Below are 19,186 nucleotides of genomic sequence, written 5' to 3' on the forward strand. Positions count from 1 at the left end.
GTTTCGTTCTTCAGGCGCCGTAGCTGCGCATCGTCTGGCGGTTGGTCTTGACCGCGCCGGCGGGATCGGCGGCGGCCGTTTCGGATTCCTCTTCCAGCACCAGCCAGCCATTGAAACGCGGCGCGGTGCCGGCAATCTCGATAACTGCAGGGGTATCGCAGACCCCCTTGCCCAGCATCGCCCAAGTGCCGTTGGCGTCGACGTCCTTCAAGTGGATGTAGCGGATGCGGTCGCTATAGGTGCGCAGCGTGTCGGCCATGTCCTTGTGGCCGCGCAAAATATGACCGGTGTCCGGCACCCAGCCGACCAGATCGCGGTCGAGCAAGGCGAAGATCCTATCGTAGTCGGCGCGGTCGAACAGCAGCGTGTTGTGGTGCGAACTCGGATGCACCGCCACCTGGACACCGGCCTTGCGGCCGAGTTCGCCGGCCCTGTTGTAAACCTCGGCGGCGATGGCGAACTTGCCGTCCCGCGGCCCGTCGGACACCACGGTTGCCGAACCCATGGAGACCAGCGCGCCGGGAAAGGCGGCGGCGAAATCGATCCAGCGCTGCGCCGCCTCGAGGTCGGCGCCAATCTCCTCCTTCAGCGTAAAGCCGCTGTTCGAGCCGAAGGCAAAGGAGACCAGCGTCAGGCCGGACGACTTCAGCGCGGCGGCGAATTCCGACGGCCGGTCGGCGTAGCGGCCGATCATGGTGTCGGTGATCTCGATGCCGGAATAGCCGCCGTCGGCAATGGCCTTCAACAGATCGTCGGGGCCGCCGGCAAAACGGTCGCCGAGCATTTCCCAGGTAAAGGTCTGGCAGCCGACTTTAAGGTCCTTCACGTTCATCCTTTCAATCCTTGATACCGCTTATAGTTGATGCCGCCGTGGCATGGACATCCTACTTGACCGAGCCCGCGGTCATCCCGGCGAGGAAGTACCTCTGGGCAACGAGGTAGATGAGCAAGAGCGGCAGCGAGCCGAGCACGCTCATCGCCATCATCTGGTTCCATTCGAAGGCGTGCTGCCCCATCAACAGCTGGATGCCGATCGGGACGGTGCGCATGGACGTTGACTTCGTCAGCGTCAGCGCAAAGAGAAATTCGTTCCAGCACAACAGGAAGGTGTAGACCGACGTCGCCACGATACCAGGCAGCGAAATCGGGACGATCACCCGCCAAAGCGCTGTCCAGCTGGTGCCGCCATCGACAGCCACGGCTTCATCGAGATCGCGGGGCAAGGTGTTCAGATATCCCGTCATCAGCAGGATCGCGTACGGCAGGGTGAACACCAGGTAAGTCAGGATCAGTGCGACATAGGTATCGAAGATACCGTATGAGACGACAAGCCCGAAGAACGGGATCAAAAGTGTGATCGGCGGAATCGTCTGCGTGCTGATGATGAGTGTGTTCAGGCTGCCCTTGCCGCGGAAGTTGAAGCGGCTGAACCCGTAGGCCGCCAGCAAGGCGATCAGCACCGTCAGCACGGTTACCGTTCCCGCCACGAAATAGCTGTTGAAGAAGAAGCGCAGCTTTACCGGGTCGCCGAGGATGGCTGCATACGCTTCCAGCGTGAAGGCCTTTGGCAGGATGGTTGGCGGCAGGGCAAAGATTTCGGTATTCGATTTGAACGAACTGCTCAGCATCCAGTAGATCGGGAATGCCGCGAAGAAGAGTCCCGCTGCAAGCGCTACATGGAGCGCGACGGTGATCAGCCTGTCTTTTGGCGTATGCCTTTTCCTCATGGTGACTACCGAGCCTTTTGATAGCGAATATAGAACAGCGTCAGGCCGAGAGAGATCAACAAGATGACCACAGCGCTCGCCGAAGCCTGCGACAGGTTGTAGCTCGAAAACGCCAGCTTGTAGGTGTAGGTACTGAGGACCTCGGTCGAGTAGATCGGACCACCGCCCGTCGTTATCCAGATTAACGGGAAGACCTGCATGGTCCAGATGAAGTCGAGCAGCGAGATGCTGATGATGATCGGCATCAGCTGCGGGATGGTGATGAAGATCAGCTTCTGGTAGGCTTTCGCCCCGTCGATGTCGGCGGCCTCGTAGAAATCCTTGGGAATGCCCTGCAAACCCGCGAGCAGGCTGACCATGAAGAGCGGATAACCCGCCCAGATGTTGGCGAAGGTGACGGCGTGCAGCGCGGTCTCAGGCGAGGAAAACCATTCGATCTTGGAACCGATAATGCCGATTTGCATGAGAATGCTGTTCACCACGCCGTTCGGCTCGAGCAGCAGGCGCCAGATCACCGCGATGATCACCGCGGTGAACAGCCAGGGTAGTATGTAGAGCACGCGCAGAATATTGCGCAGCGTCGGATTGATGCGGTCGCTGTTCAGCATGAGCGCGAAGACCATGCCGATGGTCATGTGGAAAATGACACTCATGCATGTGAAGTAGAGCGTGTGCCACAGCGATGCCCAGAACACCGGATCGTCGAAGATCGCCTGGTAATGTTTCAGTCCGGCAAAGGTTGGGTCACGACGCAGCACCGCGCTGTTCTGGAACGAGTAGGCAATCACCGTCGCCATCGGCAGCAGCATCAGAAGCCCGATTATGAGCAGCGAGGGCGACAGATAGAGGTAGGGTGCGACCGCTCGTTTCAGCTTGTGGTGGGAGCGCTTTTGCCGGGTCATGTGCCAACCTTGGGATACGCCTTCAAGAGAAGGTAAACTTCGGAAACTGAGCCATCTCAAATTGCCGATCCGTTGTTGCCGGGTGGCCCGAAGTCAGGCCACCCGGCAGAAGATAGCAAACCGGAACGGGTCGATCAGAATTTCGCCATCCAGCCCTTCTGAGCGGCGGTTGCGGCTTGCTCCGGAGACTGCTCCCCGGCGAGCATCTTCTGGGCTTGCACGTCGAACTGTGTCATCAGGTCTTCAGCCACCGGCAGGCCCGTGAACTCATTGGCGAGATAACCGGTCTTGAATATCTCAAAAGCCTTGGCGAAAGCCTTGTCCGAGGTCACGAAATCGGGCTTGGCGTTGACGTTGCCCGGGAAGGCGTTCGCAAGCGACACGAGCTTGGCGTTCACCTTTTCACTCATCAGATACTGGACGAGTTTCCAGGCCTCTTCCTGATGTTTCGAGGCGGCAGAGATGCCGATGCCCCAGGAGGCATAGGGAAGGCCGCGCTTGCCGGTATAGTTTTCCACGACCGGGACCGGGATGAGGTCGAAGTTCAGCTTGGGATTGCGCTTGCGGATGAGGTTCACATGCGCGAGCGAGTCGATCATCATCCCGACGCGGTCGTTGACGAATTCCTCGACCTTTTCCTGCTCGGTCTTGGTGGCGATGCCGGGCGAGATGGTGCCGGCGTCGTTGAGTGATTTGACGAAGGTGAGCATGTCCACCACCGGTTTGCCCTCAAGGGCTGGCTTGCCGTTCGCCATCATCGACTGACCCGAAGCCCAAACCCATGACATCATGTCGTTCTGGACGCCGGATGGCGTCTGCAGCGACAGGGGCAGCACCCAGCCATACTGGTTCTTGTCGGCATGGGTCATCTTCTTGGCGGCTTCGAGAAACTCCGCACGGGTCGACGGCAGCTTGGTCACGCCCGCCTGGGCGGCGAGGTCCAGATTGACGAAGACCGGATAGACGAAGGAAGCGACGGGAAACATCACCGCCTTGCCGTCCACCTTGATGATGTCAGCGACTTGGGCTTTATCGAACTTGCTCGCATCCATCATCGGGTTCATGTCAGCAAGCGCACCCTGCGCGTTCAGATTGTTCACCCAGGCGCCGTCGAGACCGACGACGTCGCTGAGCGTTCCGGTTGCAGCGCCAACCGAGATCTGGTCTCGCGTGGTCGCGTAGGGACCGCTGACCAGCGTCACCTTGATGCCGGGATTCGCGGCCTCGAAATCGTCCATGATTTTCCGCAAAGAACCTGCGGGCAGCTCCGGCTCCCACCACTGGGTGAATTCCAGCGTGGTGTCCGCCATTGCCGCTGTTGCGCCAATCAACCATGCTGCCGCGGCTATTTTCAGCATCGCGGGCTTTATCCGAAACGTCATTTTTTCTCCTCCTTCTTTGGGATCGACCGCACAATGCAGCCGATCGTCTGCTTCATTCAGAAGTCTTCTTACGCGTACTTCGTGGGCGCCTCGCCCTCGCCCGCGGGCTCTGCCACAATTCGTCAGATCGCCAGATGCGTCTCGGGATCGAAGAAATGGAGCTTGGTATCATCCAGGGCCAACCGGATTTCCGAACCGGAACGGACTGTGCTGTCCGGTTCGAATCTCGCCACCGCATTCGACGTCAGGCCGAAATCCTGCACCGCGTCGGGGTCGCCGGAGTCCACCCGGACCGCGTCGATGTTGAGATGGACGATATGTTCCGACCCGAGTTCTTCGATCGAGGTCACCCTTGCCGGTATCGTCTGATACTTGCGGCCGGATTCGAGGCTGCTGTCATAGAGATCCTCCGGTCGTATCCCGAACACGACCTTGCGCCCCGCATACGACTTCAAACCCGGCCTGCGCACGAAGGCCGCATCCTGCAGCCGAATGGCAAAGGCCCCGGGCATCAGTTCGCCGCCCGTCAGGGTCGCTTCGAAAAGGTTCATCGAGGGAGAGCCGATAAAGCCGGCAACGAAGGCGTTCACCGGTGATTCGTAGAGCCTCTTGGGCGTGTCGACCTGCTGCAGCACACCGCCCTTCAGCACGGCGACCCGGTCCCCCATTGTCATCGCTTCGGTCTGGTCGTGGGTCACGTATATGGTCGTTACGCCGAGCTGCTTTTGCAGGCGGGTGATTTCGGCGCGCATTTGCACGCGCAGTTTGGCGTCCAGATTCGAAAGGGGTTCGTCCATGAGAAAGGCGGCCGGCTCGCGCACCATGGCGCGGCCCATGGCAACCCTTTGACGCTGTCCGCCGGAAAGGTTGGCGGGTTTGCTGTCCAGCAAAGACGTCAGCTGAAGGGTCTTGGCGATCTCGTCGACGCGCTTCTTGCGTTCGGCCTTCGGCTTGCCTGCCAGCCGCATCGAAAAGGCGATGTTTTCGAACACAGTCATATGCGGGTAAAGCGCGTAGCTCTGGAAGACCATCGCGATGTCGCGGTCCTTGGGCGGCATGTCGACGACGTCGGTACCGCCGATCCGAAGACTACCGCTGGTGATGTCCTCCAATCCAGCGATCATCCGCAACGCGGTGGATTTTCCACAGCCCGACGGCCCGACGAGAATCAAAAACTCGCCGTCCTCGACCGACAGGTTCAATTGGTCGATTGCGCGAAAATTGTTCCCGTATGTCTTGCATATATTCTCAAGAACGACTTCTGCCATATTCCTCCCTCCACAAGTCTAAGCCGCTGGTTTTTATTATTCTTCTTGGCCCTTTCGCCTGTGAGATGTTTCCTCGGATGGTTGCAGGCTATGTTCCTGTATCGAGCTGCGCATATTTCAGTTCGACCGCCGACGGCGCGTTCGCCGATGCCAGCAGTTCCGTTACCTGGTCTTCGGTCGGAAGCGCCTCGCGCCCGCCACGCCCCGTTATCGAAAGGGCTGCCGCCGCGGCAGCGAATGCCACTCGGCCTGCGGTGTCGGCGCCGCGCGTCAATGCATGGGCGTAGGCGCCGTGAAAGCAGTCACCGGCGCCGGTCGAGTCGACAACGGCAACCCGGTGCGGCGGAAGTTGCCAGAGCCGTGTCTCTTCACGCCCGCGATAATATACGCCCCTGCCGCCATCGGTCAGAACCACGGCGGATCGCGACGGCGACCACAATGCTTCGAGCATCTCGGCGGGCAATCGGCAGCCCGTAGCGGCCCGCGCAAAGCCAAGAGGAAGAATGAGGTGGTCGCAGAGCGCCATCAGCCTCTCCGTGGCTGGGCCACCGCTCCATTCGACATCGCCGAGGATCGCAAGGCCGTGATCGCGAGCCCGAGCCACGACATCCATCGACCGGATCGCGTAGCTGTCGACGATCAGGACGGCCGCTCGGCTGAGGACCTCGTCTGAGAAATCCGGCGTGGTGCCCAGCATCGCGTCGTCGTCATATGCGATGAACCGCTCCCCGTCCGAGCCGACCGTGATGCGTGAGCGCACCGGGCGCGCGTCGGCGTGGCGCGGCGCGAATGCGGTTTCAACACCGCTCTCGATGAGATCGCACAGTACCGGGTCGTCCGCGGCATCGCCCAGCCATCCGACGAACCCGGCGCTTCCGCCGAGCCGCGCGACGGCGGCAAGGGCCGTCGCGACATTTCCCCCGAAAGCCCGGGCACTTTGCCGAACCCTCCCCTTGCCTGCCGACAACGGCTGATCGACATAGACGATGTCGTCGATCGCAATAGCGCCGAAGCCGAGGATCGAGGGGACGGCGGGCATCGCTCAGGCCCCCGCTTTCGCCAAGGCGTCTTGCGCCGAAAGGCCGTCGTGGATGACGCCCCGAAAGGCAAGCGCTGCCTTCTGAGGATCGCCATGCCCCCAGAGATTACGGCCGACCACGGCACCGCGCGCGCCGGCACGGATGGCGTCCGCCGTCTGCTGAAGGGCGCCAAGCAGCGTATCGGTCTTCGGACCACCGGCGATCACAACCGGCACCGGGCAGGTCCGAACGGTCTCTCGGAACGACTCGAAATCGCCCGTGTAACCGATCTTGATCACATCGACGCCGGACTCGTAGCCTATGCGCGCCGCATAGGCGATCTCGTCGGGGGTGAAGACGATCTTAGCTCCGTCGGTAAAATCGCGAGGGTAGATATGCGCCACCACCGGCATGCCGTAGCGGGCCGCGGCATTCACCGAATCGGTCAGCCAGCGAATGTATTTGCCCTCGGTCGCGCCGCGCACCGGAATGGCCACCGCCAACGCATCGGCGCCAGCGCGCACCGCATCCTCGGGCGTTGCAATCAGTTCGCTGATGCGATCGTCCGGGGTGAAGCAGCCGGCCTGGATCACCAGGGAAGCCTTGCCCGCATATTGCGGCCACAGATGGCGCGCGGTGCCAGGCTGGATGCTGACATAGTCGGGTTTGCCCGCCATGACGCGTGCAAGCGCGCCCGGCAGGTCGGCAAGACCTCCTCTGCGCACGTCGCCATAGCCGACAAAGTGGTCGACCGCGCCGCCAAAAAGATTCCCCGATGGATGTGAGAAGAGGCGCGCCAGGCGCACCTTGGTTCCGAGGCTCATGAGTCCAAAACTCTCCAATCGATTGATTTCAAAATCCTGGACATAGTGTTTTCGAAAGAAAGGTTAAATGCAATCTTTCGAAACCTTTCGAATTCGCATATTTTTGGTAGAGTGAACCGAGGCCAGGGCGATCGCCTGGCGCATGGAGGCAAGGACAGGGCAATGTTGTCAGAGCAGAGACGCCAATCGATCCTGGGTGAAGTGCAACGAAGCGGACAGGTTCGCATCAAGGATCTGTCAGACAATTTTGGCGTGTCGGAAGTCACGGTGCGCTCCGACCTCGAGATACTGGACCGCAAGGGACTGCTGACCAAGACGCGTGGAGGGGCGGTGACCCGGACCACGGATTCGACCACGGCCGCTTTCGCCCGGCGGATGCAAACGAACCTCGACGCAAAGAAGCGCATCGCCCGGGCAGCGGTGGAACTGTTCGAGGACAACCAATCAGTCATCTTCGACGGCGGCTCGACTTTGATGCAGGTTGCCATGCTGTTACCGCCGCTCAGCAATGTCGTGGTCGCGGCCACGGCGATGAATATCGTTCAGCATCTGATGCATCGGCCCGGGCTCGACGTTCACATGATAGGCGGCCGGGTCTATCCGGACACGGTGAGCACGCTGATCACCGATGCCGACACGGCTCTCGGCGGCTTGGTAGCGCATCAGGTCTTTGTTGGAGCGCATGCGATTGACTCGTCACTGGATGTGGTCGACGTGAACGAAGACATGGCGCGAACGAAACGAAACCTCGTGCGCATGGCCCGCCGCGTTGTCCTTCTTGCGGATTCGAGCAAATGGGGCGTCAGCGGGACCTCCAAGGCATTTTCGCTGTCGAGCGTCGATGTTGTGATCACCGACGATGGCCTGTCCGGCCCGATACGCAGCCAACTCGATAGGACCGGGGCCAAGGTGATCTATGCCTGACCCTGTCGCGGTCCCTGGCCGCGACGGAAATATCCAATGCGCGCATGACCCACGGGATTCGCATCGGCGGTCGGCCGTTTCTTGATGTCTGTCATTTTCTCCTCCCAGGGCTGGCGGCCTCCCGATATTGCGCCGCCATTTCCGCATGGTCTATAAAAATTTTACGCGCGTCAAGATCTAAAAAGTTGTATAGCGCTCTTCCACCACGATCCGTTGCCGGCGCAGCGGATCAAGCAGAGCATGACCCTATTGGGAGGACCGATCAGAAATGCAGGCAAAATCAAAGGAAAAGCTCGCAATCGGCGTCATCGGGTGTGGCAACATTTCGATGACCTACCTGCGCAATGCCGCCCTCTTCGGTGGAATCGAATTACGCGCCTGCGCCGACATCTCCGCCGACATGGCGGCGGTGCGAGCCAAGGAATATGGCATCCAGGCGCTCGGCGTCGACGCGCTACTGGCCGACCCCGAGATCGATCTGGTCCTGAACCTGACCATTCCCGCCGCGCATTTCGACATTTCGTTTTCAGCCCTTTCAGCGGGAAAACACGTCTTCACTGAAAAGCCGCTGGCGACGTCGGCCAGCGACGGGCACAGGCTGGTAGCGGAGGCCGCCAAGCGCGGCCTGCTGCTCGGCTCGGCGCCCGACACCTTCCTCGGCGCCGCCGGGCGCCGCGCGCGCCGCCTGATGGATGAGGGCGCCATTGGCCGCCCGGTCACCGGCACGGCCTTCATGATGGGGCGCGGCATGGAGCACTGGCACCCCAACCCGCAATTCTACTATCAGCCGGGCGGCGGCCCGGTGTTCGACATGGGCCCCTATTACCTGACCATGCTGGTCAATCTGCTTGGCCCGGTCGCGCGCGTCATGGCTATGGCGACACGCGGCCAGGAGGAACGCCTGATCACTGCCGAAGGGTCGTTCAAGAACACCACATTCAAGGTCGGGACGCCGACCAACGTGCTGTCCCTGCTCGAATTCCGCTCGGGCGCCACCGTTACCTTCGGCGCCTCATGGGACGTCTTCAGGCATTCCAACCACCCGATTGAGCTGCACGGCACGGAAGGCTCGCTGCGCCTGCCCGATCCCGACACGTTCGGCGGCACTGTCTCGCTGTCCGAGCGCGGCGCGGAGTGGAAGGATTTCGCCAGCGAAGGCGAGTTCTACGGCGCCCGTAACTGGCCGTATGCGGCGCCTGACCGCGCCAATTACCGCATGCTCGGCGTCGCCGATCTGGTGCGCTCGCTGAAGACAGGCGCCGCACCCCGTGCGTCCGGCAATCTGGCGCTGCATGTGCTGGAAATCATGGAGGCGATCCTGCATTCCGGCGAAACGAAAGGCTCGGTCGCCATCACCGGTGACGTGGTCCAGCCGGCGCTGTTGACCGAGGACGAGGCAAGCACCCTCCTTGCCTAGAACGGTTCGCCGTTTCGCGGAAACGGCGAACCGCCCTATCTCTTGTTTCACGCAATTCCCACGGGAAAGCGCGCTACGCGCTTTTCCCGGGAAAACCGCTGTACACTTTTCCTGGAATTGCTTTCGATGGAGATGGCAATGACGCTCGACCCTGATGCTTTGCGCGCCCTTGAAATCGGCCGTGCGGCCGGCGGCGAGCCTTTCGAAAACGGCAGCGTGGCGGCGGCTCGAGCTGCCTACAACGCTTCGTTCCCGACACAGCAGGGCGACCACGAGCCGGTGGCGGCGACCTTGCAACAAGTGATCGATGGGCCGAACGGCCCGGTCACGATCCGCATCCATCGCGGCATCGGCGCGCCGCGCACCGGGGCGCGCGCCGTGCTCTATCTGCATGGCGGCGGCTGGGTCATAGGCAATCTCTCGTCGCATGACGAGATCTGCCGATGGCTCGCCAATCTGGGCAACGCCGTCGTGGTCTGCCCCGATTACCGGCTGGCGCCGGAGCATAAATTTCCCGCCGGGCTCGAGGACTGCGCGGCAGCGCTCCGCTTCATGGCGCAGAATACCGGCGAACTGGGCATCGACCCCGCTCGCATCAGCGTTGCCGGCGACAGCGCAGGCGGCAACCTTGCCGCCGTTCTGGCATTGCTCGCCCGTGACGGGCTGATACCCCGGCTTGCCGCGCAGGTCCTGATCTATCCCAACACCGATGCCCGCCAGACGGCGGACAGCTACCGGCGCTTCGGCGACGGCTTCGGGCTCACCGCCGCCACCATGGCCTGGTTCCGCGACCACTATGTGCGAACGCCGGACGACATCACGGACTGGCGCGTCTCGCCGCTGCTGGCATCGAGCCTTGCCGGCGCGGCACCTGCATTCGTCGTGATCGCCGGCCATGACATTCTTGCCGACGAAGGCACGGCCTATGCCGAGCGCCTGCGGATCGAAGGCGTGCCTCTGGTGCTGCGGCCCTGGCTGGGTCAGATCCACGGCTTCGTCTCGATGGGCCGTCATATACTGGCCGCGCGGCAAGCGGCGAGCGAGGCGGCGGCCTGGCTGCAATTGCAGACGCGTGTTCAGGCCGACTGACGCATCACCAGCGTCGCACCGAGCTTCACGTTGCGCGCCAGACCCTGGCCGGGTGGATCGGCCTCATCCAGCAAGGCCAGCAGGATCTCGACGCTGCGGCCGGCCATGGCAGCGAAATCCTGCGCCATGGTGGTCAGCGCCGGACAGGTGTAGCGGCTCAGCGGATGATCGTCATGGGCGGCGACACGGAAATCGCAATCGGCCCGGCGGCCGATCTTCAGTCCGCGCGAAAAGGCCGCCGCCATGACGCCGAAAGCGAGGCGGTCATTGGCGCACAGCAGCGTGCGCGCCGGCAGGCCGCCGTTCTCGAGTGTCCTGTCCATCCATTCATGGCCGATGCGCTCGAAATCCCAGCTGTAGTCGCCTGCCGCCTTGAGCACGACGGGTTCCATGCCGGCGGCCCGCATCGTGTCGATATAGCTCTGCAGGCGTTCGCCGGAATTGTGATTGACGTGCGGAATGTCGACATAGGCCGGCGGTTCGCCGGACCGGCAGAGATAGTCGACGATGGTCGACGTGCTCTGGTGGTTGTCGTTGCCGACGAAAGGCGTGTCGCCTTCGATATAGGTGTCGAAATAGACAATCGGAATGTCCTCGCTCATCCGCTCGAAGACGCCGGGTTCGGAGACCAACCCCAGCGGAGCGACGATGGCGCCCGCGACCTTCAGCGACATCAGCGTCCTGACGGATTCCGCCTCCAGTTTCGGCGAGCCGTGCGAGGAGATGACGATCGGCCAGAAACCTTCGTCGCGGCAGCGCAGTTCGATGCGGCTGACCATTTCGGCATAGAACGGATCGGTGAGCGCCGGCACGACAATGCCGACATTGCGGGTGCGCTTGCGGTTGAGATTACGCGCGAAAACGTTCGGCTGATAGTCCGAGGATCGCAGCGCCGCTTCGATGCGCGCCCGCGTCGCCGGCTTAACACTGGCCGGATCATCGAAATACTTCGACAGGGTCGGTCGCGACACGCCTGACGCCCTGGCGAAATCATCCATCGTGCGGTGGGTCTTCTCCGCCATCGATATGTCCAGCCCCTTTGCTCGCGCCCGTCAACCTTCCCGGTCGGGCCAGAATCAGTCTTGCGGCCGTTGCCGCGAGGCAGCATTGCTTGACCGAATTTGTTCAGTCAAATTTTTGCGTTTCCAATACAACGCAAAAGAGTTGCGCGCGTCAAATTATTTATTGACGCTCCAAAAGCTGCGACTTAGGTTTTGAACCCGCACGGACATGACGAAAGGCGCTCGGCAACCGGCCGCCAACCATCCGGCAATGGTGAGGACATGAAGAAACTGGTTTGTGCCGGCGAGATCCTGGTCGAGATCATGGCCGAGCGGATCGGCCAGAGTTTCCTTGCCCCCGGCCCGCTGATCGGCCCGTTTCCATCGGGCGCGCCGGCGATCTTCATCGACCAGGCGGCACGGCTCGGCCAGCCGGCTGGCCTGATCGCGGCCGTCGGCGACGATGATTTCGGCCATTTGAACATCGAGCGCCTGCGCGCCGACGGGGCCGACATCTCGGCCATCAAGGTTCACCGGGGCGCCGCCACGGGCACAGCTTTCGTGACCTATGAAACCGATGGCAGCCGGCACTTCGTCTACAACATCAAGCAAAGTGCGGCCGGCCTGATCGAGATCGGTGTCGAGGCACGCGCGCTGCTCGCCGGGGCCGACCATTTTCACGTCATGGGCACCTCGCTGTTCTCGCCAGAGGTGATCGAGGTGGCGCGTATCGGGATCGAGACTGTCAAGGCGCGCGGCGGCACGGTGTCCTTCGACCCCAACATCCGCAAGGAGATGCTCGATCTGCCGGGCCTGCGCGATGCACTGCACTTCGTGCTGTCGAAGACCGACGTTTTCCTGCCGAGCGGACCGGAACTGTTCATCTTCGCCGGGGCGACCGACGAGGAGAGCGCGGTGCGCGAAATGCTGGACCGCGGCATCTCCGCCGTGGTCATCAAGAAAGGCGCCCAAGGTGCCGTTCACTACGACAAGACCGGACGCACCGCGTCACCTGGCTTCGTCGTCGACGAAATCGATCCGACCGGCGCCGGCGACTGCTTTGCGGCGGCCTTCGTCTCATTCTGGCTGCGTGGAGAAGTACCTGAAAAAGCACTGCGCATCGCCAATGGCTGCGGCGCGCTGGCGGTGACCAGGAAGGGCCCGATGGAGGGCATCGCCTCGCTTGCCGCCGTCGAGGCCTTCCTCGCGACCGCCCGAACCGGAACGCCGGCATGAGCCAGGCGACGGACAGGCTGGCGATAATCGCGACGCGCCGTGCGGCCGGCGAACGCAGCGGCATCGCCTCGATCTGCTCGGCCCATCCGCTGGTCATCGAGGCGGCGCTGCGCCATGGCAAGGCGCGCGACGCCGACGTGCTGATCGAGGCCACCTGCAACCAGGTGAACCACGAAGGCGGTTATACCGGCATGACACCAGCGGATTTCCGACGCTTCGTCGAGACGATCGCTGGCAAGATCGGATTTTCCCTCGACAGGCTGGTGCTCGGCGGCGATCATCTCGGCCCCAATCCGTGGAAGCATCTGCCAGCGTTCGAGGCCATGGCCAAGGCTTCGCGCATGGTCGACGCCTATGCCGAGGCCGGTTTCACCAAGATCCATCTCGATGCCAGCATGGGCTGCGCCGGCGAAGGTGCCGCACCGTCCGATGCGACGATCGCCGCGCGCGCCGCCGAACTGGCCGAGGTGGCGGAGGCCGCCGCCGAACGAACGGGCGGCACAAAGCCTGTCTATGTCATCGGCACCGAAGTGCCGGTGCCGGGCGGCGCCCTGGAAGCGATGGACCATCTGGCGGTGACGACGCCCGAAGCGGCACGAGAGACGGTGCGTCTCCACCGCGATGCCTTCAGCCGGCGAGGCCTCGACCAGGCCTTTTCGCGCGCGCTCGGCGTCGTCGTGCAGCCGGGCGTCGAATTCGGCAATGCCGAGGTGATCACCTATAAACCGGAACGCGCCCGAGCATTGGCCGGCACGTTGCGGGATCTGCCGCAATTCGTCTTCGAGGCGCATTCGACCGATTACCAGCCGGTCTCGGCTCTGACCGCGCTGGTCGATGACGGCTTCGCCATTCTCAAGGTCGGGCCATGGCTGACCTTCGCGCTGCGCGAAGCATTTTATGGCCTGAGCCATATCGCCGACATTCTGGCTCCCGACCCGGCGCGCGAAAGCCTGCCGGCGGCGATGGAGCGCGTGATGCTGGCAGCGCCGGGCAATTGGAAGAATTACTACCACGGCTCCGAGCCAGAGCAGCGGATCGAACGCCACTTCTCCTACAGCGACCGCATCCGCTACTATTGGCCGGCGCCGGCGGCACAGCACGCGACGGAAGCGCTGATGCACGCGCTCGGCGACCGCGACATCCCCCTGCCCCTCATCAGCCAGTATCTCGGCCATCTCGACGGCGCGGTGGCGAACGGGTCCGCGGCGCCAAAGGCCGGGGAGTTGCTGATCGCCAGCGTGACAGAAGTTCTCGACATCTACGCCAGCGCAACCGGCTGATCCGCCGGTTACGGCTTCGGTACAAGGCCAGCGCCGCCCAGCCCTGCGCCCCTATTCCAGATCGCGGTGCGCGTTGGGGAGGCATCGCCTCCCCAATCTCGGAATATCACTCCCCGCGCATTGTCGCCTGGAAGGTCGGCAGGTGCTTCTTCTGCGCTTCCAGCATGCGTTCGCGGTAGACGCCGTAGATGACGTCGGTGTCGTGCAGCGTCACGCCCGCAATCGTCGGCGAGGCGAAGACCGGCAGTTCGATGCCGCGCTTGGCGAGCTGCTCGGCGGTGCGCGCGATCAGTTCGTGCGCCAGGATCATGGCGAGCACCGTCGACGAGCCGGAAACCGGACGGCTCCAGCCTTCGACCGGCACGATGGCGTCCTCGATCGGCGAGCACGTGTCGATGACGAGGTCCGCCGCATCCGCCAACCGCTTGCCGGAGGAGTGCGTCGCCGGCTTGTCCAAATTGTTCTTGCTGGTCACCGCGACGACGAAAATGCCGCGCTTCTTGGCATAGAGCGCGGTGTCGATGCCGGAGGAGTTGCGGCCGCTATGGCCGAAGATGATGATCGAGTCGCCCTTGTTGAGCGGCTGGTGGTCGAGGAATTTCTCGGCGTATTTCTCCGTCCGCTCCAGCCACAAGAGCTCGCGCACGCCGCCGGCGCCGAGCACGTTGTGCCACATGACACGCGGGTCGGTCAGCGGGTTGAAGCCGACATAGCTGCCGTAGCGAGGGAACACTTCCTGAACCGGCAGCACCGAATGGCCCGAACCGTAGAGATGGACCAGCCCGCCACCTTCGAGCGAGTCGGCAAAGCGGCTGGCGGCCTGGCCGAAGGCCTCTTCATTGGCTTTTGCCGCCTGATCGATAAGGGCGGTGAGACGGTGGATGTAGAGATCGGACACTTGGGTACTCCTGTTGATATCTAGGCTTGGAAAGGATCAGCTTCTGGGGGTTGACGGGACGCGGCCGGCGCGCAGCGTCGAACGGATTTCATAGCGGTCGCCCCGCATGATCGAGACGGTGAATTCGAACGGGCCGCGCTCGTCGGTGGTGATGCGCTCGACGACGAAAGCGGGGCTGCCGGCCGGGAGATCGAGCAGTTCGGCATCCGCCGCGCCGACGGCACCGACGCGGTAATTCTCGCGCGCGGCCACCGGTACGATGCCGTAATGGCGCTCCAGCGCCTCGTAGAGCGAGCCCTGCAGCAGGCCGGCGTCGAGGAAGCCCGGCACGCGCACGGCCGACAGCTGCGCCGTCTGGATACCGATCGGCTCATTGTTGCCCAGTCTCAGCCGCCGGATGCGCACCACCGGATCACCCTCCTCGATCTCCAGCGCGCCGGCGGCGGCGGCATTGGCGGTGGTGAGGCTGCAATCGAGAAGGCGCGAGCCGGCGACCACGCCCATATTGCCCATCTCCTGGGTGAAGCTGGTCAGCTCGCGGGTGCCGGCGACCAGCGTGGTCGAGCGCACGAAGGTGCCGCGGCCATGTTCGCGGCGCAGCAGCCCGGCCTCCTCGAGATTGCGCAAGGCATGGCGCAAAGTGATGCGGCTCACGCCGAACAAGGCGCACAGCCTGTCTTCGGCCGGGATCTGGTCGCCCGTTGCCCATTCGCCGCTCTTGACGATGGCGCGGATCGCCTCCTCGACCTGATACCAGAGCGGCTCCGGCCTTCTGCGGTCCGGCTGCTGAAAGCTCGCTTCGCTCATCGCACCTGCCTCCACCCTTCCCCCACACGGCCGGCCAGCGCCGCGCCGACAAGTCCCGCATCCGGGCCGAAATGGCCGGGCTGGATCTCAATGCCGCGCAAATGCGAGGGCAACTGACGGCGCAGTGCCGCGAGCAGCGGCGGGCGCATCACGTCCAGCGCCTCGGCCAGCCCGCCTGAAATCAGCACCGCCTGCGGGTCGAGCAGCGCCACCGCGCCGGCAAGCGCCGTGCCGATCTGGCGTGCCGGCACTTCAAGCAAGGTCTGCGCGGCGAGCTCGCCGGCGCGGGCAGCGGCGATCAGCTGGCGGCTGTCGGCGAGCCCGATCTGGCCGGCAAGCGCATCGAGCGCCCTGCCGGAAGCGGCACGCTCCAGCCAGCCGCTGCGCTCCGCGCCATGGTCCCTGATGTCGGCGCACGCCCAGCCGAACGAACAGGCGCCGCCATGCGCGCCGGCAACGATACGGCCATTGGCCAGCACCGCCGAGCCGATGCCGGTGCCGATGGCCAGCAGGATCGCGTCCGACATGCCTTTCGCGCTGCCTTCGACGGCTTCGGCCAGCAGCGCGATCTGCGCGTCATTGCCAAGCGCGATGCGCAGGCCCGGAAACAGCGCCTGGAGGTCGACGCCGTCGAGGAATGGCAGGTTCGGAATCCAGCGGCAGGCCGAGCCCTCGACCAGCCCCGGCACCGCAATGCCAAGCGCCTCGACCGAGCCGGCTTCCGCGCACAGTGCGTTGATGCGGGCGACAAGAGCATCGAGGCTTGCCGGCGCCAGCTCACGGCTCAGCACCTTCAACGCGCTGATGTCGCCGGTCGAGATGGCGGCGCGCAGATTGGTGCCGCCGAGATCGATGGCCAGAACCCGCGTCATCGGCCCGACCCTTTGCCGAACGGTGGCGAGAACAGGCCGCTGCCGGCATTCCAGGAATGCGATGCCGCCGCGAAAGCCTGGGCATGGCGCGTGCCGCGCAGGCAGCCGCGCAGGCGGTAGAGCGCGCTGTAATAGTCGACATAGGGAAAGCTGCTCAAGCCTCGCGCCAGCTCATATTCCTTGACCGCCCCGGTCCAGGCCTCGAAGCCGTCACTGACATCGACAAGATGCTCCGGGCGAAAACCGTCATCGTCCTCCCAGTTCTCGCCGAACAAGAGCAGCTGCGGCGTATGCGCCGCATGGTCGCTGGCAATGGTCGGCAGCGCGGCGAAGAAGATGCCGGTCTGCGTGAGATGCGCCGCGGCGCGATGGTCCTTGTGCCAGCTGCCATGCCAATGGGTGATGACGATCTCGGGTTTCAGCTCGCGAATGACCTCGCACACTTTCAGCGCCGTCTCGTCGTTGGAAGGCAAGAAGGCATCGCGCAGCCCAAGACTGCGCAGCGTGACCCCAAGGCGCGCGGCCGCCCTGCCCGCTTCTTCTTGCTTCTGCACGCAATAATTCTCGGGGATCAAACAGGGATGGCCCTGTTCGCCCATGGTCAAGTGCAGAAAGGTTACCGCGGCACCACGCTTCACGGCGGCCGCAGCCAGCGGCCCGGCGATCACCTCGGCATCGAAGGCATGCGCGCCGATCACCAGGATGGAGTGCGCGGCGTAGATCCTGTCCTCGATCATTTCATGCCTCCCCCGGCGCCGACGCCCTCGCGAATCTGGCGCGCCAGCAGACAATACATGATCAGGATGGGCGCCATGGAGATCGCCAGCGAAGCGAACACCAGGCCCCAATCGGTGCGGAACTGGCCGACGAATACACTGATCGCCAGCGGCACCGTCTTGTGGCGATCGTCGAAGATGAAGATCAGCGGGAAGAAGAAATCGTTCCAGACCGCGATCGCGGTGAAGATGGCGACGATGGACACCGCCGGCTTCACCATCGGCAGGATGATCTGGAACAGGATGCGGACTTCGCCGGCGCCATCCATGCGCGCCGCCTCGTCGAGTTCGGAGGGCAGTACGCGCATGAAATTGGCGAAGATGAAGACAGCGAAGGGAATGCGGATCGCCGAATAGACCAGGATCAGCCCGGTCAGTGAATCCAAGAGGCCGAGATTGCGCATGAGCGTGAACAGTTCGACCGAGGCCAGCCTGATCGGCAGCATGATGCCGGACAGGAACAGGCCGAGCATGACGGCGTTCCAGCCGAGCCGATAGCGGCTCAGCGGATAGGCGGCCATGGCCGAGACGACGATGGTGAGCACCACCGCACCGCCGGTGACGATCAGGCTGTTGATGAAATTGTGGCCGAGATCGGCGCGCGTCCAGGCGTTGACGAAATTGTCGAGAGCCCAGCTTTGCGGCAGGCCAAGCCGGGTGGCGTAGATCTCGGCTGTGGTCTTGAAGCAGGAGACGACGAGGATGTAGAGCGGCAACAGCACAGCCGCCGTCCACACGGCCAACACCGTCCAGCCGGGCAGCCGCGCCAATTGCCGAGAGATCGCCGCCCTGTCTGAAATCGCCAGCGCGCTCATAGCTGCACCGTGCGGCGGTCGAAGAAGCGCAGCATCATCAGCGTGCCGATGCTGAGGATCAGAAACAGTAGGGTGCCCAGCGCCAGCGCCAGACCGATATCGGTGATGCCGACGGCGCCTTCCGCGCCGAAGGCCAGGCGGTAGAAATAGGTCACCAGCGTGTCGGTCGAATAGCTCGGATTGCCCTGCACGCCCTGCATGACATAGACGATGTCGAACTGGTTGAAGGTGTTGATGAAGGATAGCGTCGTCAGCGTGCCCAGCGCCGGCATCAGCAGTGGCAGCGCGATCGAGAACAGCATGCGCGCATTGCCGGCGCCGTCGAGTTTCGCCGCCTCGAAGATCTGGCCGGAAATCTGCCGCAGACCGGCCGTGTAGATCAGCACCGGCAGGCCCATCCAGTTCCAGGCATCGACGGCGATCAGCATGGCGAGTGCGGTGTGGCTGTTGCCGAGCACGGTGAGGCTGCCCTGGTGCAGGCCAAGCCCATTCAGCGCCCATTCGACGACGCCGCCCGGCGCCAAAAGCAGCCGCCACAGTGCGCCGACGATGACCGGGCTCAGCACCGCCGGGAAGAAGAAGACCGACTGGAAGAAGGCGGCACCTTTGTCACGCAGGAACAGCAGCCAGGCAAACAAAAGCCCGATGCCGTTCTGGAAGACCATGATGCCGAGGAACCAGGCGGTGTTGTGCCAGAGCGCGCCATAGAGCCGCGCGCCGCTCGGGAAAACAAACAGCCGCGAGAAATTGGAAACGCCGGCGAACTCGACCATGCGCAGCCCCTTCCAGACGAAGACGCTGCCCCACAGCGACATCGCCAGCGGATAGAGAACGAACAAGGCATAGACCGCCAGCGCCGGCAGGATGAACAGCACGGCCATGCGCTGCTGCGTGCGCTTCAGGCTGCTTGTGCGGCGAAAGGTGGTCATGCGCTGTTTGTGTCCGGACG

The 19,186-nt window shown here is 63.3% G+C and carries 19 protein-coding genes; 5 read left to right on the forward strand and 14 right to left on the reverse strand.

Annotation, left to right across the window (positions count from 1 at the left end; genetic code table 11):
* Positions 1-10: 10 nt before the first annotated feature.
* The 7 genes from D3242_RS02105 to D3242_RS02135 form a co-directional block, all read right to left on the reverse strand.
* Complete coding sequence (locus D3242_RS02105) at positions 11-832, reverse strand: sugar phosphate isomerase/epimerase family protein (protein WP_019856786.1); 822 nt, start codon at positions 830-832, stop codon at positions 11-13.
* 52 nt (positions 833-884) lie between these two features.
* On the reverse strand, positions 885-1,727 hold the full coding sequence (locus tag D3242_RS02110) for a carbohydrate ABC transporter permease (protein WP_019856785.1): 843 nt from the start codon (positions 1,725-1,727) through the stop codon (positions 885-887).
* A gap of 5 nt (positions 1,728-1,732) precedes the next feature.
* Positions 1,733-2,629 (reverse strand): carbohydrate ABC transporter permease, encoded by an 897-nt coding sequence (locus D3242_RS02115; RefSeq protein WP_064983279.1) that lies wholly within the window; start codon positions 2,627-2,629, stop codon positions 1,733-1,735.
* 134 nt (positions 2,630-2,763) lie between these two features.
* Entirely contained in the window at positions 2,764-4,011 is a 1,248-nt protein-coding gene (locus tag D3242_RS02120) for an ABC transporter substrate-binding protein (protein ID WP_064983281.1), read from the reverse strand.
* A 122-nt stretch (positions 4,012-4,133) separates the two neighbouring features.
* Complete coding sequence (locus D3242_RS02125; protein ID WP_019856783.1) at positions 4,134-5,279, reverse strand: ABC transporter ATP-binding protein; 1,146 nt, start codon at positions 5,277-5,279, stop codon at positions 4,134-4,136.
* 88 nt (positions 5,280-5,367) lie between these two features.
* Entirely contained in the window at positions 5,368-6,318 is a 951-nt protein-coding gene (locus tag D3242_RS02130) for a PfkB family carbohydrate kinase (protein ID WP_064983282.1), read from the reverse strand.
* Between the two features lie 3 nt (positions 6,319-6,321).
* Positions 6,322-7,122, reverse strand: a complete 801-nt coding sequence (locus D3242_RS02135) for a beta/alpha barrel domain-containing protein (protein ID WP_019856781.1) — start codon at positions 7,120-7,122, stop codon at positions 6,322-6,324.
* 162 nt (positions 7,123-7,284) lie between these two features.
* Between D3242_RS02135 and D3242_RS02140 the strand changes: the two genes are divergently transcribed.
* The 3 genes from D3242_RS02140 (at position 7,285) to D3242_RS02150 (ending at position 10,552) form a co-directional block, all read left to right on the forward strand.
* Positions 7,285-8,046, forward strand: a complete 762-nt coding sequence (locus tag D3242_RS02140) for a DeoR/GlpR family DNA-binding transcription regulator (RefSeq protein ID WP_010914678.1) — start codon at positions 7,285-7,287, stop codon at positions 8,044-8,046.
* A gap of 268 nt (positions 8,047-8,314) precedes the next feature.
* On the forward strand, positions 8,315-9,463 hold the full coding sequence (locus D3242_RS02145; protein WP_064983284.1) for a Gfo/Idh/MocA family protein: 1,149 nt from the start codon (positions 8,315-8,317) through the stop codon (positions 9,461-9,463).
* A gap of 138 nt (positions 9,464-9,601) precedes the next feature.
* Positions 9,602-10,552 (forward strand): alpha/beta hydrolase, encoded by a 951-nt coding sequence (locus tag D3242_RS02150; RefSeq protein ID WP_081296062.1) that lies wholly within the window; start codon positions 9,602-9,604, stop codon positions 10,550-10,552.
* Here the strand turns inward: D3242_RS02150 and D3242_RS02155 are convergent.
* A complete protein-coding gene (locus D3242_RS02155; RefSeq protein WP_019856777.1) occupies positions 10,540-11,574 on the reverse strand; it encodes a LacI family DNA-binding transcriptional regulator in 1,035 nt (344 codons plus the stop codon). The two genes, D3242_RS02150 and D3242_RS02155, sit on opposite strands and share 13 nt — an antisense overlap.
* A gap of 261 nt (positions 11,575-11,835) precedes the next feature.
* Between D3242_RS02155 and D3242_RS02160 the strand changes: the two genes are divergently transcribed.
* Positions 11,836-12,789 carry a tagatose kinase gene (locus tag D3242_RS02160; protein ID WP_064983286.1) on the forward strand — a complete coding sequence of 318 codons (954 nt, stop codon included), beginning with the start codon at positions 11,836-11,838 and terminating at the stop codon, positions 12,787-12,789.
* Positions 12,786-14,069 (forward strand): D-tagatose-bisphosphate aldolase, class II, non-catalytic subunit, encoded by a 1,284-nt coding sequence (locus D3242_RS02165; protein WP_019856775.1) that lies wholly within the window; start codon positions 12,786-12,788, stop codon positions 14,067-14,069. Before D3242_RS02160 ends, D3242_RS02165 begins: the two co-directional genes overlap by 4 nt.
* 106 nt (positions 14,070-14,175) lie before the next feature.
* On the opposite strand, the gene D3242_RS02170 is transcribed toward D3242_RS02165, so the two are convergent.
* Genes D3242_RS02170 through D3242_RS02195 form a run of 6 tightly spaced genes read right to left on the reverse strand, consistent with a single transcriptional unit; the run spans position 14,176 to position 19,166 of the window.
* Positions 14,176-14,967 carry a sugar isomerase domain-containing protein gene (locus tag D3242_RS02170; RefSeq protein ID WP_019856774.1) on the reverse strand — a complete coding sequence of 264 codons (792 nt, stop codon included), beginning with the start codon at positions 14,965-14,967 and terminating at the stop codon, positions 14,176-14,178.
* Positions 14,968-15,003: 36 nt separating this feature from the next.
* Positions 15,004-15,774 (reverse strand): GntR family transcriptional regulator, encoded by a 771-nt coding sequence (locus D3242_RS02175; RefSeq protein WP_032920989.1) that lies wholly within the window; start codon positions 15,772-15,774, stop codon positions 15,004-15,006.
* Positions 15,771-16,646, reverse strand: a complete 876-nt coding sequence (locus D3242_RS02180; RefSeq protein WP_064983287.1) for an ROK family protein — start codon at positions 16,644-16,646, stop codon at positions 15,771-15,773. Before D3242_RS02180 ends, D3242_RS02175 begins: the two co-directional genes overlap by 4 nt.
* The gene (locus D3242_RS02185; protein WP_019856771.1) at positions 16,643-17,383 is read right to left on the reverse strand and encodes a PIG-L deacetylase family protein; all 741 of its coding nucleotides are present in this window, start codon (positions 17,381-17,383) and stop codon (positions 16,643-16,645) included. Before D3242_RS02185 ends, D3242_RS02180 begins: the two co-directional genes overlap by 4 nt.
* A complete protein-coding gene (locus D3242_RS02190; RefSeq protein WP_064983289.1) occupies positions 17,380-18,237 on the reverse strand; it encodes a carbohydrate ABC transporter permease in 858 nt (285 codons plus the stop codon). Before D3242_RS02190 ends, D3242_RS02185 begins: the two co-directional genes overlap by 4 nt.
* Positions 18,234-19,166, reverse strand: coding sequence for a carbohydrate ABC transporter permease (locus D3242_RS02195; RefSeq protein ID WP_064983291.1), 933 nt, complete (start codon positions 19,164-19,166; stop codon positions 18,234-18,236). The genes D3242_RS02190 and D3242_RS02195 overlap by 4 nt, the downstream gene beginning before the upstream one ends.
* Between the last annotated feature and the right edge of the window lie 20 nt (positions 19,167-19,186).

The organism is Mesorhizobium jarvisii, from assembly GCF_003601985.1.
Classification (GTDB): domain Bacteria; phylum Pseudomonadota; class Alphaproteobacteria; order Rhizobiales; family Rhizobiaceae; genus Mesorhizobium; species Mesorhizobium jarvisii.

What these genes read in the sequence shown, in the direction of transcription:
- D3242_RS02105 (WP_019856786.1), bottom strand. Translation starts at nt 832, where the DNA reads ATGAACGTGAAGGACCTTAAAGTCGGCTGCCAGACCTTTACCTGGGAA.
- D3242_RS02110 (WP_019856785.1), bottom strand. Translation starts at nt 1,727, where the DNA reads ATGAGGAAAAGGCATACGCCAAAAGACAGGCTGATCACCGTCGCGCTC.
- D3242_RS02115 (WP_064983279.1), bottom strand. Translation starts at nt 2,629, where the DNA reads ATGACCCGGCAAAAGCGCTCCCACCACAAGCTGAAACGAGCGGTCGCA.
- D3242_RS02120 (WP_064983281.1), bottom strand. Translation starts at nt 4,011, where the DNA reads ATGACGTTTCGGATAAAGCCCGCGATGCTGAAAATAGCCGCGGCAGCA.
- D3242_RS02125 (WP_019856783.1), bottom strand. Translation starts at nt 5,279, where the DNA reads ATGGCAGAAGTCGTTCTTGAGAATATATGCAAGACATACGGGAACAAT.
- D3242_RS02130 (WP_064983282.1), bottom strand. Translation starts at nt 6,318, where the DNA reads ATGCCCGCCGTCCCCTCGATCCTCGGCTTCGGCGCTATTGCGATCGAC.
- D3242_RS02135 (WP_019856781.1), bottom strand. Translation starts at nt 7,122, where the DNA reads ATGAGCCTCGGAACCAAGGTGCGCCTGGCGCGCCTCTTCTCACATCCA.
- D3242_RS02140 (WP_010914678.1), top strand. Translation starts at nt 7,285, where the DNA reads ATGTTGTCAGAGCAGAGACGCCAATCGATCCTGGGTGAAGTGCAACGA.
- D3242_RS02145 (WP_064983284.1), top strand. Translation starts at nt 8,315, where the DNA reads ATGCAGGCAAAATCAAAGGAAAAGCTCGCAATCGGCGTCATCGGGTGT.
- D3242_RS02150 (WP_081296062.1), top strand. Translation starts at nt 9,602, where the DNA reads ATGACGCTCGACCCTGATGCTTTGCGCGCCCTTGAAATCGGCCGTGCG.
- D3242_RS02155 (WP_019856777.1), bottom strand. Translation starts at nt 11,574, where the DNA reads ATGGCGGAGAAGACCCACCGCACGATGGATGATTTCGCCAGGGCGTCA.
- D3242_RS02160 (WP_064983286.1), top strand. Translation starts at nt 11,836, where the DNA reads ATGAAGAAACTGGTTTGTGCCGGCGAGATCCTGGTCGAGATCATGGCC.
- D3242_RS02165 (WP_019856775.1), top strand. Translation starts at nt 12,786, where the DNA reads ATGAGCCAGGCGACGGACAGGCTGGCGATAATCGCGACGCGCCGTGCG.
- D3242_RS02175 (WP_032920989.1), bottom strand. Translation starts at nt 15,774, where the DNA reads ATGAGCGAAGCGAGCTTTCAGCAGCCGGACCGCAGAAGGCCGGAGCCG.
- D3242_RS02180 (WP_064983287.1), bottom strand. Translation starts at nt 16,646, where the DNA reads ATGACGCGGGTTCTGGCCATCGATCTCGGCGGCACCAATCTGCGCGCC.
- D3242_RS02185 (WP_019856771.1), bottom strand. Translation starts at nt 17,383, where the DNA reads ATGATCGAGGACAGGATCTACGCCGCGCACTCCATCCTGGTGATCGGC.
- D3242_RS02190 (WP_064983289.1), bottom strand. Translation starts at nt 18,237, where the DNA reads ATGAGCGCGCTGGCGATTTCAGACAGGGCGGCGATCTCTCGGCAATTG.
- D3242_RS02195 (WP_064983291.1), bottom strand. Translation starts at nt 19,166, where the DNA reads ATGACCACCTTTCGCCGCACAAGCAGCCTGAAGCGCACGCAGCAGCGC.